The following is a 15,035-nucleotide window of genomic DNA, read 5'->3' as shown; positions in this document are numbered from 1 at the left end:
GTCCGATCATTTTGCGCTATTCGTCGCGGCGGCGGACTCCCCGTCGGAGCCTCCCGCCGACACCCCCAGGGGCGCCGCAGCCCTCTCCCCGCCGACGCACGGGCCGGGCCATCGCCGTCGCCATCCAACGGCGCTCGGGGAGGCCCGACGACGATCGGCCGACCCCGGCCCAAGGCCTAGGGGATCCCAGGGGTCAACGGAGCCCGGGCATCGTCGTCGGGCGCGAGCGCCACGAGCCCCGCCATGGACAGGGCTCCGCCCCCACGAGGGCGGCCGATCCGGTGGCGTAGGAGGCGAAGTACTCCCCGCGGCCCAGGGGCGAGCCCATGCGGGTCAGCACCCACAGGCCCAGGGCGAGGGCGATTCCGGCGCTGAGCACGCCGACGATCCAGAGCGCCGCCAGCACGGGCGCGGGGCCGCTCCCGCGATCGAAGGGGCCCCTGCACGCCGACCGCCTCAGCCCGCCGTCGCCCCGCCCCTCATCGGCGGCGCCGGGGGTAAGGCCGGGCCCGGTGGGATCGGCGCCGTCATCGGGGGGCGCGTGGGAGGAGGGCCCCTCGTCGCTCCACGCGCCACCGGCCACCGCGAGGGAGCCCCAGCCCACCGCCAGCAGCACGGCGGCCACGACATCGGCCGGTCGGTGCCACTGGCACACCAGAGTCGAATAGCCCATAGCCACCGTCATCGCCGCGCCGAGCCAGGCGGCGGGCACCCGCCAGCGGGCACTCGCGAGGAGGATGAGCGCCACCGCGGCCGACGCCGCCATCGCTGTGTGCCCCGAGGGGAGAGTGTTGGCGTTGTCCCAGCGCGCGGTGATGCCGTGGTCGGGGCGGAGGAGGATCCAGTGCTTGAGGACCTGCGCGCTGGCGCTGGCCCCGATGACGGCGATGACGGCCCAGATGGCGCGCCGGTGGCTGCGCCGCAGGAGGCCGACCAGCAGGATGATGACGACGAGCAGCACCGCCGCCGGCATCGAGATGGTCGAGAGGACCATGCGCGCGTGCCCGTCCACCCGGTGCGAGCCGATCTCCGAGCCCGCCAGAGCGGCGGCCTCGAGGAACTGGCCCGGCACGGTGCCCACGAAAGCCCACCACAGCGCGAGGAGACCGGCGAAGCACGCGACCGCCAGGGCGAGACCCCTGGCGCGCGGATGCGCCAGGGCACCCTGGGCCGGTCGGGGGGATCGCATCCAACGATGCTAGATCCCAGCCACGCCGCGATGGCGCTCAGGTCTCGCGATTCACGGTGGCGCGCGCCACCCCGCCTCCCCCTCACCGCCGAGACCGGTCGATATCAGGAGCGAGACCGGTCCGGGAACCGGTCTCGCTCCTGATATCGACCGGTCTCGAAAATAGGGGGAACTGACTAATGATACCATATATAGGTGTTGCGCTTATCAGTCTGAGGCCCTATCATGGGGCTTGAGCAGAGGGCTTCTCCTCTGGTCGATCAGCGTTCCATCATCACCCAGGAGGTTCTCACATGGCCGTTCTCACCATCGGCGACCAGTTCCCCGCCTACGAGCTCACCGCCGTCGTCCCCGGCAACCTCAAGGACGTCGAGGCCAGCAAGCCCGAGGACTACTTCACCACCGTCTCCTCCGCCGTCCCCGCGGGCACCTGGCGCGTCGTCTTCTTCTGGCCCAAGGACTTCACCTTCGTGTGCCCCACCGAGATCTCCGCCTTCGGCGACCTCTACCAGGACTTCGAGGACCGCGACTGCCAGATCGTGGGCGTCTCGGTGGACAACGAGTACACCCACTACGCCTGGCGCCGCAGCCACGAGAAGCTGCAGGACCTGCCCTTCCCCATGGCCTCGGACCTGAAGCGCGAGCTGGCCGCCGCCACGGGCGTCCTCAACGCCGACGGCGTCGCCGACCGCGCCACCTTCATCATCGACCCCAACAACGTCATCCAGTCGGTGTCCATCACCTCCGACTCCGTAGGCCGCAACACCGACGAGACCCTCCGCCAGCTCGACGCCCTCCAGTCCGACGAGCTGTGCGCCTGCAACTGGCAGGCTGGCGCCGCCACCATCGACGCCCTGGGCGAGATGGCCCACTGAGGCCGCATCGCATCACCGCGCTGACGACCACCAAACCAGAAGAGAAAGCAGATAAAAGCAGATATGAGCATCGACAACCTCCGCTCCGCCCTGCCCGCGTGGGCCAAGGACCTCTCCCTCAACCTGTCCACCCTGTCCCGCTCCTCCACGCTCACCGAGCAGCAGCAGTGGGGCACCTTCGTGGCCGCCGCCGCGGCGACCCGCAACGAGTCCGTCCTCGTGCAGGTCCTCGAGGACGCCCGCGCCCACCTGAGCGAGGAGGCCATCAGCGCCTCCCTGGGCGCCGCCTCCATCATGGCGATGAACAACGTCGCCTACCGCACCCGCCACTTCCTGGGCGACGCCTATGAGAACGAGCGCATGGGCCTGCGGATGAACATCATCGGCTCCTCCGGCGGCGTTGAGAAGGTCGACTTCGAGCTGTGGAGCCTCGCCGTGTCCACGATCAACGGCTGCGAGCGCTGCGTCACGGCGCACGAGGCCACCGTTCGCGGCGAGGGCCTGAGCGCCGAGCAGGTCTGGGAGGCCGTGCGCATCGCCGCCACCCTCACCGGCGTGGCCCAGGCCGTCGCCGTCGTCGAGACCATCGGCTGACGCCTCCCGCCTGCGCGCCGACCAGCGCGACGGGGCCCCTCGCACCGCGGTAGGTGCGAGGGGCCCCGTCGCGCTCGGCGCCTCGGGAGCCGCGGCGCGGGCCGCTCGGCGGCTTCGGCGCCGCTCAGTGGGCTCAGTGGTCAGGATCGACGTCGATCGCTCCCTGGACGTCGTTGAACAGCAGGTTGGAGATCTCGACCTGAACGGTGGCCACTGACGGCACGTCCTCCAGGACGAGGGGGTCGCCCGCGCTCGTCTCCAGGCGCAGGGTGCCGGCGCCGAAGAGCCGGTCGGTCAGAGCCCGGTCCTGCTGGACATCGCTGATGCGCGACAGCGGCAGGTCATGGCCGCGCCTGTTGAGGATGCCCGAGCGCGTGATGACGCGCTTGGAGGTGATCGTGTAGGTCGTCGTCGCCCAGGCCAGCCAGGGCAGGAGGAAAACGGGCACCGAGAGCACCAGGACGATGATCCAGACGGCGAGGTGGCTCCACGGGGACCAGTCGTCGGGCAGGAGGATCGAGCCCGCAATGCCGACGGCGATGAGGACGACCTGCGCGATGATCCGCCACAGGAGGACCTTGATGTGGGTGCGCATGTGCCGGACGATGACCTCGTCCTGGCTCAGCTGCTTCTTCGACAATGCCATGGCCCCATCGTGCCAGCAATCACGTTCCGGGGCGAGGCGGCCGGAAGCGGCGCCAGGACGACGACGGGCGCTGAGCGGCGAGGAGCCGGGGCCCGGGACCGGTCGGCAGCGAGCCGGGCCTCAGAACTCGATCTCGTCGAGGCCCGCGACGGTGGGGACCGCGCGCGACGGCCCCTGATCGCCCCGCCGCAGGTGGACCACCGGCATCCCCACGGCCAGGGCGCCGTCGACGTCGGCTCCGACGTCGTCGCCGATCATGAGGGCCTCGGCCGGTGCCACGCCGAGGCGCGCGCATGCGGCGGAGAAGATCGCGGGATCGGGCTTCGCAGCGCCCATCTGGGCCGAGGCCAGCATCTCCCAGCCGGCCACGCGGGCGCCAGCGGCGGCGAGCTTCTCCTCCCGGCTGGGGGGCGTCGCCATTGGTGAGGTAGGCGACCGCCAGCGACGCGGCGAGCCCGCCAGCGGCCACGGCCCGCTCGCGGGCGGCGCGCAGGGCCTCCAGTCGGGCCAGGAAGGAGGGGACGTCGTCGTAGGCGCGCCACAGTCGGCGGTAGATGGCGCGGTAGGCGGCCATATGGGCATCGGCCTCGGCGTCGCTGAGCGCGCTCCCGCCGGGCACGAACTCGCGCACCCGCTCGCGCAGCTGGCCGCGGAAGTCGAGCTCGCCGGCCTGGTAGCGGGCGAAGTGGCACCGGTCGATGGCCTCCCACAGCTCGGCGGTCTCCCGCGGGCCGAGCTCCCAGCCCTCCAGGCCGCAGGCCCACAGGTAGGAGGCGCGGTCGGAGGCGCGGCGGTGGTCGACGAGGACGCCGTCGATGTCAACGAGCACGGCGCGAGTGCGCGGCGGCAGGCGGAAGGGACTCATGCGCCCAGTCTGCCCCGCTCATCCGGCCAGGATGTCCAATCCGGCGCCCGCGACCACGGGGACGATACCCAGCAGCACGAAAGCGGGCAGGTGGCACAGGCCCAGGGGGATGACGAGGCGGACGGCGAGGCGCTCGGCAGCCTCCTCATCGGCGGCGCTCCTCCCCGCCCGGATCGAGGTGGCCGTGCGGCTCAACAGCGACGACGGCGATGCTCCGTCCTCCCAGCCGGGCCGCAGGCAGTGCTCGAGGCGACCACGCGAGGCCCGCCAAACGGCGTCCTCGGGCGCGTCCCAAGCCTCCTCCCAGCTCGCGCCGATGAGGAGGGCGCGGGAGACGACGCCGAGCTGTTCCTCGCCGAGCGCCTGGCCGAGGGCGCCCAGGGCCCCGGGCAGGGAGGCTCCCGCCTCGAGGGCGGCCGCGGCGAGGTCGAGGACGAGGGCCTCGTCGACCGGTTCGCGCCGCACCGGGCCCCGGCTCCCCGAGGCGGGAGGGTCGTGGATGGCGGCGCGCTCGAGCCGGCGGGTGAGGCGGTGCCCGACGACCATGAGGCCGATACCGGCCAGTCCGAGCGCGCTCCCCCAGGACCCTCCTAGGAGAAGGTCCTCGGGATGGGCCCCGACCAGCGCCCCCAGGGCGAGCGCCACCAGCGGCAGGACGGCCAGGAGGCGCGCGGTGGTGCGGGGCCCGGAGAGCGCGGACTGCCGCGAGGCCCGGGCTCGGCCCGCCTCGGAGACGCCATCGGCGACGGACTCCAGCACTCCGGCCAATGGCGAGCCCAGGGCCCGGGTGAGGCGGCAGGCGGCGACGGCGCCGGGCACGGCGGCGCGCATGGCCCGGTCCGCCGCGACCGCGCCTCCGAGAGGAGGTCGCCACGACCAGCGTCCCGCGTCGCGCCGCGGCAGCCAGGAGGGAGCGGGACCACCTGCCAGGGCGGCCAGGGCGGGTGGGACGCCGTCGTCAGCAGGGGTGAGGCCCGCGTCCTCCGGGACTCCCGAGCGGCTCAGGGCCCGGGACCAGGCCCGATCGGGGGTGGCCCCAGCCCTCAGCAGGGCCGAGACCTCGGTGAGGGTGAGCCCGATGTCCGCTCCCCCGGCGCGGCCCCAGCGGGCTCGCGCACTGGCCCGGACTCCTGCGGCGGTGCCACACGATCCTCCCCGGCCGCCCGCGTCCCCCTCGCCGGAGCCCCCTGGCGGCGGGCGCATCTCTCGGCGGGCGGGCAGGAGGAGGACGGCCACCGCCGTGGCGGCGAGGAGGGCCGTGAGGAGGGGGATCGAGCCGCCGGCCGCGCCGCTCATGACCGCTCCCCCGCTCCACGCGCGCCGCCTGCCGGCGTGGCCGCTCCCCCGGTGAGCGCGCGGAGCCCCTCATGGGCCGCTCCCGCCTCGATGGTGCCATCGGGTTGGATGCGCAGGGCCTCGTGGCAGGCCAGGCGGCCATCCCGCTCGCGGGAGAGCAGCCCCAGGGAGGAGATGCGACGACGCGCCCCGGATGGGTGGGCCTCGCGCCGCAGGTGGATGACGGCGTCGAGGGCGCTACCGGCCTGCGCGGCCACCGCGATCTCGTCGAGGCCCGCGAGCGCTCCGAGCGCGGTCAGGCGGGCGGGGACGTCGGCCGGGGAGTTGGCGTGGAGGGTGGCCCACCCGCCCTCGTGGCCGGTGTTGAGAGCGGTGAGGACATCACGGACCTCGGGGCCGCGGCACTCCCCCAGGACGATGCGGTCGGGCCTCATGCGCAGGGCGGTGCGCACGAGGGCGGTCATAGGGACGGCGCCGACGCCCTGGACGTTGTCCCCGCGCTCCTGGAGATGGATGACATGGGGGTGGTCCGGGGCGAGCTCACTGGCCTCCTCGATGCACACGATCCTCTCGTCGGCGGGCACGAGCCCGAGGAGCGCGGCGAGGAGAGTGGTCTTGCCGGTCCCGGTGGCGCCGGTGATGAGGCAGGAGGCGCGCCGCTCCACGAGGGCGACGAGGATCCGATCGAGGCCGGGGGCGATCGTGCCGGCGCCGACGAGCTCGGGCAGGGTGAAGGCGCGGCGGCGCTTCGCGCGCAGGCAGATGAGGGTGCCGTCGGCGCTGAGTGGTGGGAGGACGGCGTTGAGACGGGTGCCATCGGGCAGAGTGGCGTCGACGATCGGGGCGGCGTCGTCGAGCCGGCGCCCGGCCGAGGCGGCCATGCGCACCGCCAGTGCCCGGGCCTCGGGCTCGTCCAGGCGCGCGTGCGGGACGGGCTCGAGGCCGCTGCCGCGGTCGATCCAGGTCATCCCGCCGCCGACGAGCACGTCGGTGACGCCCTCGGCCTCCAGCAGGGGCGTGAGGGCCGCCCCGGCGCCGTCGACGTCGGCGTGGACGAGGCGGGTGAGGGAGGCGATGCCCGTGGCGCCGGTGGTGGAGGCGGCCCCCTCGCTGAGCGCCCGCCCGAGACCCGCGCCCCGGGCGAGGGCGCCGCGGATGCGGGTGAGGTCCGGGGCGGCGCCGTGGCCAGGACGCTGGGCGCCGCGCGGGGCGGGCTCCGGGCTCATGGCCGCCCCTCCCCCGGCCCGGCCTCCCAGGGGGCTCGGGGGAGGACGGCGTCGTCGCCCTCCAGAAGCTGGGCGGCCAGCGAGCGGATGGCCCGGCGCAGGGGGCCACGGCTGCGGGCGGGGTCGTCGCCCCGGGCGATGCGGGCGGCGATCGAGCGATCCGACGGCGCACGCCCGAGCACCTTCGCGCCGGTGAGCCCGGTGATCTCCTCGGCGGCGAGATCCTCCCCGATCTGGCGCAGGACCAGGCCGAGGCATCGCGGCCCCTCAGCGCGCTCCTGCCCCAGGTTCTCAGCCGCCGGGCGGGCCCCGTCCTCCTGGCCCGGCTTGCCCCCGCACAGACGGGCGACGATGGACTCGGCGGCCTCGGCGGAGCGGACATCGCATCCCATGACGATGACGACCTCGGCCTCCGTCGGAGGCTCGGCGCCCCGGGGGAGGTCCACCAGGACGACGTCGTGGCAGGCCTCGATCGCCGCAAGCGCGGCGGCGGCCTGCGGGGCGCTCACCGGGCCGCCGCGGGGGTCGCCGGTCAGGAAGCGGATCCCCGACCATCGCGGCAGGGCCTCGGCGAGGCGCTCGGGGTGGTAGGAGCCCTCCCGCTCGGGCAGGTCCCACCAGCGCAGTCCAGGCCGCACGCCCTCCCCCATCATGAGGTCGATGCCGCCAGCGGGGTCGAGGTCGACGATGGCGACACCGCGCCCCGCCGCGGCCATGGCGCGGGCCAGGAGCAGCAGGATCGTCGTGGTCCCCAGTCCTCCCCTGGCCCCCGTCAGGGCGATGACGCGGGCGCGCCCCGGGTGGCCGGTCGCGATGATGAGGGAGGCGAGCGTCCCGGACTGCGGGGCGTCGAGCGCCTCGTGGAGCGTGGCGGCGGAGATGTCCGGGCGGCGCGACAGGCTCTTCGCCAGGGCGGGCAGGTCGTCGGGCACGAGGATGAGGGCGTGTGTGGCGCCTGAGCGGCGGCGCAGGGCTCGCGCGCGTTGGACGAGGTCGGAAGCCGCCCGGGGCGCCTCGGGATATGAGCAGACCAGTGCCTGGGGCTCCAGTCCCGTGCAGGCCAGGACGATATCGGCGGCCCATCCGGGCAGTGGTTCCTCAGGGGGCCCGCCCTGGTGGCCGGGGCGGAGCAGGACGGCGACGACGACGCCGTCGGCGAGGGCGTCCCCCGCGGATCCCCACGGCGCCCCGGATCCCCACTCCTCATGCTCCCCCAGTGGCTGGTCAACGGGATCCGCCTTGCTGGGCCACCCGCCCTCGGCGCCTCCCGCCCCTGCGGCGCCGAGGGCGAGCGCTCCCGGACGGCCGCGCAGCGCTGGGAGGCCTGGATGGGTGGAGCGGGGGGCGGCGTGTCGCATGGCGGGCTCCTTCGCGGACGGATCGGCGGGACGCGGTACCGCTCCAGGGTCGCCCACCGGGGACCGTCCGGGGTGATGGCCTCCACATGAGGGGCCGGGGGCGGCGCGTCCCGGCGCATGTGGTTCCCGGCCGCCGCGCCCCGCCGCGCCCCGCCGCGACCGCGGTCGGGCGCGGCGGCGTCAGGCGCCGCGCCGCCGCCCGCTCACTCCGCCCGCCCCGCCTGGATGGCGCGGCACAGCTCGACGCCCTCCGTGATGCCCACGAGGATGGCCTCGGCCTGCCAGGTCGTCCAGGCGATGACGCCCTCGGCGTCGCCTCTCGCATAGGCGGCCGCCGCGTCGCCGTAGGCCCCGGGGGCGCGGCGCGCGTAGGTGTCGGGGACGGCCACGCCCGTGGGCTCCAGTCCGTCGCGGGTGATGAGATGGCGCGCGAGGAGGCGGCCGAGCGCCGCGTTGCCGGCCGTGAAGGGGCGCGCGGCGATCATCTCCCCATGGACGACGGCGGCGCGGACCAGCGCCGGGACGCCGGGGGCGGCGATGATCGCCAGGAGCGCGTCGAGCCGCTCGGCCAGGGCCCGCCCCCGGGGGGCCGTCCCGGGCCCTCCCTCACGCGGCGCCGCCCCCAGCGCCGCGGAGCCGACGGTCCCCCCGCCGCTCCGCGCGCCCGCGACGCCGTCGGCGCCCTTCGCGGCCCCAGTGCCGCCCCTGCCTGGCGGGAGCGCGGTGCGCGGAACGGCCACCTCGTCGAGCCCGATGGCCCCCGAGGCCGCCAGGGGGCCCGCGAGATCGCGGTGCAGGCTGGCCAGAAGGGATCGTGGGGAGGGCTCGGCGGGCCGGGCCTGCCCGCGCAGGTCCGGCATGAATCCGGTCAATCGCACGCCCGCGCGCCAGATCCCGGCGACGGCGTCGAGCGAGGGGTCCCCGCTCAGCGGCCGCTCCAGGCGGCCCGCGGCCACATGCTCGCGCAGCGTGGACGCGCTCACCAGCGCCCCCTCGATCGCGCCCGAGGCGATGGCCCCCCGGATAGCGGCCTCCGCCCGAGCCTCGCGCCAGCGCCGCCGCAGCGCCTCGTGCCAGCGCAGCTCCGCGCTGGCCTCGCGCACCGCCTCCTGCGCCTGGGCGACGCGAGCGTCCTCGGCGATGGCCGCCAGAGCGCTGACGAGGGCGCGATCGGCGCCTCCCTCCCCGGCGCCCGCCGCGCTTCGGGCGGGCTCGCCAGCGCCGCCGGCGAGCCGCGCCCCACCGGTCCCGCCGGGGACCGCGGAGCCGCCCGGGCGCCCACCCGGAGGGCCCGACGACCGGCCGATGCTCGCTCTCATGGTGATCACGGCGCCACTCTACGGGCCTCCTGGAACTACGCTGAGCCGGTGACCTCCTCGGAATCCCCTTCCCAGGGCGCCCGTCCCACCGCGGTGCCGCCGCCAGGCAGTGGAAAAGCCACCGGCGCCCCCGCGCCCCCTCCCGCCGGTGACCCCGCTCCCGCCTCCCAGGCCGGCCCCACCGGCGCCCCCGCGCCGCGCGGGCGCCGCCTCGACCACATCGCCGCGGCGGTACTGGGCGCCGCGGTGGCGCCCCTCACCCTGACGTTGACCGGGCTCGCCGGCCAGGCGTCCTCGCAGGGCCGCCTGCTCGTGGGAGCGGGGCTCCTCGTGCTGCTCGTCATCGTGAGCGCGGCGGTGCAGGCGGCCTTCGGCCGGCGCTCCTCCTTGGGCGGTCTCATCGGCGGCCTCGTGGCGCTCACCGCGCAGGCGGCCATCCTCGCCTCCAGCGAGCGCGCCGCCTCCGCGCCTCACGCCTGGGCCCGCCAGCTCATCCCCACCGGCGCCGTGCTCATCCTGGCGGGCCTGCTCATCGGCGGCTCCCTCGGCCTGCGCCACGCGCGCCGCACCGGGCGCGCGTGGGCGCGCCTGTCCGCGCGCCTGGGGCGCTCCGACCAGGAGCAGGGCAGCACTCCCACCGCCCCGCCGTCGCGCCGCAACGACCACCTCTTCTCCCTGGCGTGGGTGACCGCCTGCTCGCTCATCTCGATCACCCTGGCGGACCGGTCCTACCCCGCGATCGTCGCCAGCGGTGACGCGCCCGTCTCCCCGTGGGCGCTGGCCGGTATCCTCCTCGCCTCGATCGGGGCGGGCGCCGGCGTCACGCGCTCCTCCCTGGGCGCCAGGGTGGCGGGCCCGATCGTGTTCACCGGGGCGCTCCCGGCCTTCCTGTCCGGGTCCGCCTCCGGCACGAGCGCGCTGGTGCCCCATCTGACTACCGACCCCACGGCCAGCGCCGTCCTCATGCTGGGCGCGGTCGTGAGCGCGATCGGCTGGGGGGCTCATGTGGCGCGCCGCCAGGGCATCGCCGATGAGAAGGAGTCCTGGGCCGACCAGCGCGCCGTCGCCCTGGGGGCCTAGCCGGGCCCCGAGGCGGGGCCCACTCCCGCGAGCGCGCGAGGCGCAGGCCACCGGCACGCCTCCCGGGCCCGGTGCCCGCCCACCACTACGGTGGTCCCGAAGAAGGAGGCCCCCGTGACCACCCATCGCCCTGACCATCCCGACGAGCTCGGCAGCGCCAGCACTCCCGAGCAGGCCGTCGAGTCCCCCGACTCGACTGGCGAGCCCGCTTCCTCCCTGGTGGCGCCCGCCCCGGCACCCATCGTCGGCGACAACGGTGAGATCATCACCGCTGGCGGACCCGCCCTTCCCGACGGGCTGCCTGGGGCGATCCCCCCTGGCACCGGCGCGGTCCTCGCCGCGCGGCGCGGCCAGGAGGCGCAGGACGCCGAGGGGGCCTCTCGCGACGGGGGCATCCAGGACGACCGGGGCGACGGCGGGACCGACGACGGCGCCGATGACGCCGTCGGGCAGGGCCTCGCCGCGCCGGACGAGGAGGCCCCGGCCATGGGCCCCGCGACCTACCCGGTGGGGCGCCCGGCCTCCGACCCCTTCCGCTCCGACGAGGAGATCGAGGCCGAGTACGAGGCCGCCCAGGCCGCCCGCGCCCAGCAGACCGATGAGGCCGGGGACGAGGAGCCCGCAGGAGCGATGACCGACGGCGCCGACCCGGACGCCGCCGGGGCCCCGCAGGACGAGACCGTCATGGCCCCTCCCCCGCTTCCCGGCGCCCCCATCCGGCGCCGCAGCCGCCCCCGCGACCCGGATGAGGAGCGGGAGTCGACGGCGGTGAGGCGCCGCTCGCTGTTCCCGCCGACGGCCCCCGTCGACGACGCCGCTGAGGACGGCCCCCAGGCCGTGGACGATGCCGGGGCTGCGGCGCGCGCCGATGGTGCCGGGAGCGCGGGCGCCCCCGTGAGCGGCACCAGCGCCGCCAGCGCGCTCACCGGCGGCTCCGCCCCCACGCCTGGCGCCGGATTCCCCTCCCCGCGCGTCGAGGCGGCCAGCGCCCCGGACGGGCCGGAGCCCTCCGGCTCGCACTGGACGAGCAAGTCCAGCTGGACGCCGGACCCCTCCTCCAGTCCCCTTCCCCCCGCGCCGCCACTGCCCTCCTCGACGGTCGCGCCGGTGGCCTCGCCCGAGGAGGCCGCCCCCGACTGGTCCTCCGTCATCGCCCCGGGCGCGTCCGACGACGAGGCCGGCGCCGCCTCCGCCGCCTCACCCGCCGTGGCCCCCACCCGGCGCCGTCGTCGCACGGAGGCCCGCAAGCCGGTTCCCGTCGATGAGGAGGCCGGCGTCGACGACGACGTGCTGCTCGACGGCTCGACCGTCGTCGGCAAGCCCGCCTCTCGCTTCGGAGCGCACTGGGCGGGGATCCTCATCGCCGTCGTCCTGCTGCCGCTGTCCTGGTTCTTCGGGCACACGGCGCGCCACGCCTTCGGTACCACCGCCGCCCGCAACCCCGAGGGCGCTATGAGCGTCAACGGGGTCATCGTCATCGCCCTGAGCGCCCTCTGCCTGGGCATCGGGCTGTGGATGGCGCGCCGCTCCTCACTGGGCACGATCCTCACGGGCGCTCTCACGGCGCTGGCGGGCATTCCCGGGCTCGTCTCCCCCGCCGCCACCCATCGGGTCCTCGAGCAGGCCCTCGGCGCGGCGGCCGACCGCACCTCCCTGGGCAAGGACCTCCTGGAGTTCCTGTGGCTCGACCTGTCCCGCGGTACCTTCCTCCTGGTCGGCATCGTGGTGCTCATGGTCGGGATCGTCTCCCACTCCGCGCGCCGTGCCGGGCGCCGCGAGCAGCAGGTCATCGACCGCGTGCGCAAGGCCTCATGACGGCGCCCGCGCCCGCCACCATGGCGAGCCGCAGGGACGCCGCCCGCGATGCGGCGCCGATCGTCGTCGGCTATCTGACGCTGGGATCCGCCACGGGGATTCTGCTGGCGGCCGAGGGCCTGGCCTGGTGGTGGGCGCCGGTGTGGAGCGTCCTCATCTACTCGGGCACGATGCAGCTGCTGCTCGTGGCGCTGGCCGGGGCGGGCGCGCCGCTGGGGGCGATCGCCGCCTCGACGCTGTTCGTCTCCGGGCGGCATGTCTTCTACGGGCTCGGCTTCCCCCTGGATCGCGTGCGCGGCCGGGCCCTGGCGCGCCTGTACGCCGTCCACGCGATCACTGATGAGGTCTACGCGCTGCTGTCCTCCAAGGACCGCCACGCAATGACGGGCCGGTACGTGCTCACCGTGGAGGTCATCAGCCACTTCGCCTGGATCTCGGGCGCGACGGTGGGGGCGCTGGCCGGGCAATGGCTGGCGGACGCGATCGGCGAGAGGATCAGCCTGCTGGGCTTCGTGCTCACCGCGCTGTTCGTCGTTCTCGCCATCGAGAACTGGCGCGCCCACCCCGATGCCGCGGCCCTGCGCATCGGGCTCATAGCGGGGACGGTGGGCCTGGTCACGGGCGGTTCGGCGGCGCTGCTGAGCGCGCTGGGGACGCTGGCCATCGGGCTCGTCGGGTTGTACGCCGTGCGACACCGCCGCGCGCCCGGGGCCGAGGGGGCCGGTTGCCGGGGCCTCGATCACGGCGGCGCGGGCCGGGTCGGCCCGGAGGCGGCCGAGCGCGACGCGACGGGCCCAGGCACGGCGGGCCCGGACGGGGGCGAGTGATGCCGCTGTCGAATCCCGGGATCGCGATCGCCGTCGTCGTGGTGGCCGCGATCACCCTGGCCTGCCGCCTCGCGCCCTTCGCGCTGCTGCGCGGGAGGCGCTCGCCGCTGGTGGCCTTCCTGGCCAACGCCATGCCGCTGGGCGTCATGATCGTCCTGGCGGCCTACACGCTCGACGGCGTGAGCCTGGCCCCGGCGTCCTGGCTTCCCGCCGTCGTCGGCATCGCGGCGACGGCGGGGCTGCACCTGTGGCGCCGCTCGATCGGGCTGTCGCTCATCGGCGGAACGGCCGTGTACGTGGCGGCGAGCCTGGCCCTGGCCTAGGGGCTCGCCCTCAGGCGGCCGGGGCGATCTCCGCCAGGAAGGGCAGGATCGCCTCGACGAGCTCGTCGGGGGCCTCCTCGGCAGGGTAGTGCCCCACGCCGCGCAGCACCGCTTTGCGCATGAGCCCCGAGACGTGGTGGGTGTCGCGAGCGTGGGCCTGGGCGGGTTGGACCGGGTCGTTCTCCCCCTGGATGGACAGCACGGGCACGGCGATGGGCGCGACCAGGGCGGTTATCTCGGCGCGGCGCGGCCGGCTGCGCTTGACGGTCTCGATGGGGCCGCGCACGGCGCCGGGCCGGGCGAGGAGATCTGCGTAGTAGTCGGAGGAGGCCAGGACGCGGTCCACCCGTCCACGGCCTACCCAGGAGCGCAGGACCCGCTCCATGCCCCGGTGCGTCGTGAGAGTGCGCTCCGGCAGGGCGGGGATGCGCAGGGACAGGTGCTGCAGGGCGGTGCCGGAGAAGAAGGCCCGGCCGCGCAGGGAGCGCACCGCCACCGGGTGCGGCGCGGCGACGGGCACGATCCCGGCGACGACGTCAGGGCGCATCCCGGCCATGACCCAGGCGACCTGCCCGCCCAGGCCTGCGCCGACGACGGCGGCCCGCTCGTGGCCGAGGGCGGCGACGACGCGCACGGCGTCGTCGGCGAGGGTGTGCAGGTCGTAGCCGGACGGGGGGCGGTCCGAGCCGCCGAATCCGCGCAGGTCCAGGGCGGCGACGCGGTGCCCGGCCTCGGCGAGGCGCGGGATGACGTGGCGCCAGGCCCACCAGCACTCCGGGAAGGGGTGCAGGAGGAGGACGAGCGAGTCGGAGTCCTCCGGCCCGCCCAGAGCGGCGTGGAAGCGGGTCCCACCGGCGGTGAGGTCGCGGTGGGTCCACGGACCGGGGCGGGTGATGACGACTGGCATGCCCCCACCCTATCGGCGCCCCGCCACCCCCTCCCCCTATTTTCGACCGGTCTCGGCAAGCGGGGCGCCGCTACACCCCTACGCGGGGGCAGAGACCCTCAGCCGCCAGCGCGCAGTCCCCGCAGCGCGGCGAGCGGGCGCGGCACACGGCCCGGCCGTGCTCGATGAGCCGGTGACAGCCATTGGTCCAGCGCTCCGGCTCCCACAGCGCCGCGATATCGCGCTCGACCCGCAACGGGTCGGCCTGCTCGGTCCACCCCAGGCGCCGCGCCAGCCGACCCACATGGGTGTCCACCGTGATCGCGGGGACGCCGAAGGCGTTGCCGAGCACCACGTGCGCGGTCTTGCGGCCCACCCCCGGCAACGAGGTGAGCGCCTCGCGATCAGGCGGGACGACGCCGTCGAAGCGCTCGGCCAGCTCCTGGCCCAGGCCGATGAGCCGCGCGGCCCGGGTACGCTGCATCCCCAGGGGGCGGATGATCCCCTCCAGCGCCTCCGGATCAGCGGCCGACAGCGCGATGGCGTCGGGGAAGCGCGCGAAGAGCCCCGGGGTCACCGTATTGACCCGCGCATCCGTGGTCTGCGCCGACAGGACCGTGGCCACCAGCAGTTGATAGGGCCCGTCATGGTCCAGCGCGCATTGCGCGCCCGGGTAGAGCACCACGAGCTCGTCATCAACGGCCCGGGCCCGCGCCGCAAGCGATTCCCTCATCCA

At 75.5% G+C, this 15,035-nt stretch carries 15 protein-coding genes; 6 read left to right on the top strand and 9 right to left on the bottom strand.

The window, feature by feature from the left end; all coding sequences use genetic code 11:
• Positions 1–193 precede the first annotated feature (193 nt).
• The gene (locus ABXS69_RS01445; protein WP_366180847.1) at positions 194–1,189 is read right to left on the bottom strand and encodes a phosphatase PAP2 family protein; all 996 of its coding nucleotides are present in this window, start codon (positions 1,187–1,189) and stop codon (positions 194–196) included.
• 293 nt (positions 1,190–1,482) lie between these two features.
• Between ABXS69_RS01445 and ABXS69_RS01440 the strand changes: the two genes are divergently transcribed.
• Positions 1,483–2,064 carry a peroxiredoxin gene (locus tag ABXS69_RS01440; RefSeq protein ID WP_366180846.1) on the top strand — a complete coding sequence of 194 codons (582 nt, stop codon included), beginning with the start codon at positions 1,483–1,485 and terminating at the stop codon, positions 2,062–2,064.
• Positions 2,065–2,127: 63 nt separating this feature from the next.
• On the top strand, positions 2,128–2,658 hold the full coding sequence (locus ABXS69_RS01435; protein ID WP_366180845.1) for a carboxymuconolactone decarboxylase family protein: 531 nt from the start codon (positions 2,128–2,130) through the stop codon (positions 2,656–2,658).
• 133 nt (positions 2,659–2,791) lie between these two features.
• Here ABXS69_RS01435 and ABXS69_RS01430 read toward each other — a convergent pair whose 3' ends face one another.
• From ABXS69_RS01430 to ABXS69_RS01405, 6 genes are all read right to left on the bottom strand, one after another.
• A complete protein-coding gene (locus ABXS69_RS01430) occupies positions 2,792–3,304 on the bottom strand; it encodes a PH domain-containing protein (protein ID WP_366180844.1) in 513 nt (170 codons plus the stop codon).
• Positions 3,305–3,424: 120 nt separating this feature from the next.
• Positions 3,425–3,640, bottom strand: a complete 216-nt coding sequence (locus tag ABXS69_RS01425; RefSeq protein ID WP_366181498.1) for an HAD family hydrolase — start codon at positions 3,638–3,640, stop codon at positions 3,425–3,427.
• Between the two features lie 547 nt (positions 3,641–4,187).
• Positions 4,188–5,465, bottom strand: coding sequence for a hypothetical protein (locus ABXS69_RS01420; protein ID WP_366180843.1), 1,278 nt, complete (start codon positions 5,463–5,465; stop codon positions 4,188–4,190).
• Entirely contained in the window at positions 5,462–6,691 is a 1,230-nt protein-coding gene (locus tag ABXS69_RS01415; protein WP_366180842.1) for a TadA family conjugal transfer-associated ATPase, read from the bottom strand. Before ABXS69_RS01415 ends, ABXS69_RS01420 begins: the two co-directional genes overlap by 4 nt.
• Entirely contained in the window at positions 6,688–8,049 is a 1,362-nt protein-coding gene (locus ABXS69_RS01410; RefSeq protein WP_366180841.1) for a cellulose synthase operon protein YhjQ/BcsQ, read from the bottom strand. Before ABXS69_RS01410 ends, ABXS69_RS01415 begins: the two co-directional genes overlap by 4 nt.
• A gap of 203 nt (positions 8,050–8,252) precedes the next feature.
• Complete coding sequence (locus ABXS69_RS01405; protein ID WP_366180840.1) at positions 8,253–9,377, bottom strand: cell filamentation protein Fic; 1,125 nt, start codon at positions 9,375–9,377, stop codon at positions 8,253–8,255.
• Positions 9,378–9,416: 39 nt separating this feature from the next.
• Here ABXS69_RS01405 and ABXS69_RS01400 point away from each other — a divergent pair, with 39 nt between their 5' ends.
• The 4 genes from ABXS69_RS01400 to ABXS69_RS01385 all read left to right on the top strand — a co-directional run bounded on the left by ABXS69_RS01400 (position 9,417) and on the right by ABXS69_RS01385 (position 13,413).
• The gene (locus ABXS69_RS01400; RefSeq protein WP_366180839.1) at positions 9,417–10,448 is read left to right on the top strand and encodes a hypothetical protein; all 1,032 of its coding nucleotides are present in this window, start codon (positions 9,417–9,419) and stop codon (positions 10,446–10,448) included.
• Between the two features lie 114 nt (positions 10,449–10,562).
• The gene (locus ABXS69_RS01395) at positions 10,563–12,263 is read left to right on the top strand and encodes a hypothetical protein (RefSeq protein ID WP_366180838.1); all 1,701 of its coding nucleotides are present in this window, start codon (positions 10,563–10,565) and stop codon (positions 12,261–12,263) included.
• A complete protein-coding gene (locus ABXS69_RS01390) occupies positions 12,260–13,090 on the top strand; it encodes an AzlC family ABC transporter permease (RefSeq protein ID WP_366180837.1) in 831 nt (276 codons plus the stop codon). Before ABXS69_RS01395 ends, ABXS69_RS01390 begins: the two co-directional genes overlap by 4 nt.
• The gene (locus tag ABXS69_RS01385) at positions 13,090–13,413 is read left to right on the top strand and encodes an AzlD domain-containing protein (RefSeq protein WP_366180836.1); all 324 of its coding nucleotides are present in this window, start codon (positions 13,090–13,092) and stop codon (positions 13,411–13,413) included. The genes ABXS69_RS01390 and ABXS69_RS01385 overlap by 1 nt, the downstream gene beginning before the upstream one ends.
• Positions 13,414–13,423: 10 nt before the next feature.
• Here the strand turns inward: ABXS69_RS01385 and ABXS69_RS01380 are convergent, their stop codons facing one another.
• A complete protein-coding gene (locus ABXS69_RS01380) occupies positions 13,424–14,320 on the bottom strand; it encodes an alpha/beta hydrolase (protein WP_366180835.1) in 897 nt (298 codons plus the stop codon).
• Positions 14,321–14,390: 70 nt separating this feature from the next.
• Positions 14,391–15,032, bottom strand: a complete 642-nt coding sequence (gene nth / locus ABXS69_RS01375) for an endonuclease III (RefSeq protein ID WP_366180834.1) — start codon at positions 15,030–15,032, stop codon at positions 14,391–14,393.
• Positions 15,033–15,035: the final 3 nt, after the last annotated feature.

This window comes from Actinomyces timonensis (assembly GCF_040702965.1).
GTDB classification, from domain to species: domain Bacteria; phylum Actinomycetota; class Actinomycetes; order Actinomycetales; family Actinomycetaceae; genus Actinomyces; species Actinomyces timonensis_A.
Note: the sequence above shows the minus strand (reverse complement) of the source record. Positions and strands in the feature narration are given on the sequence as shown.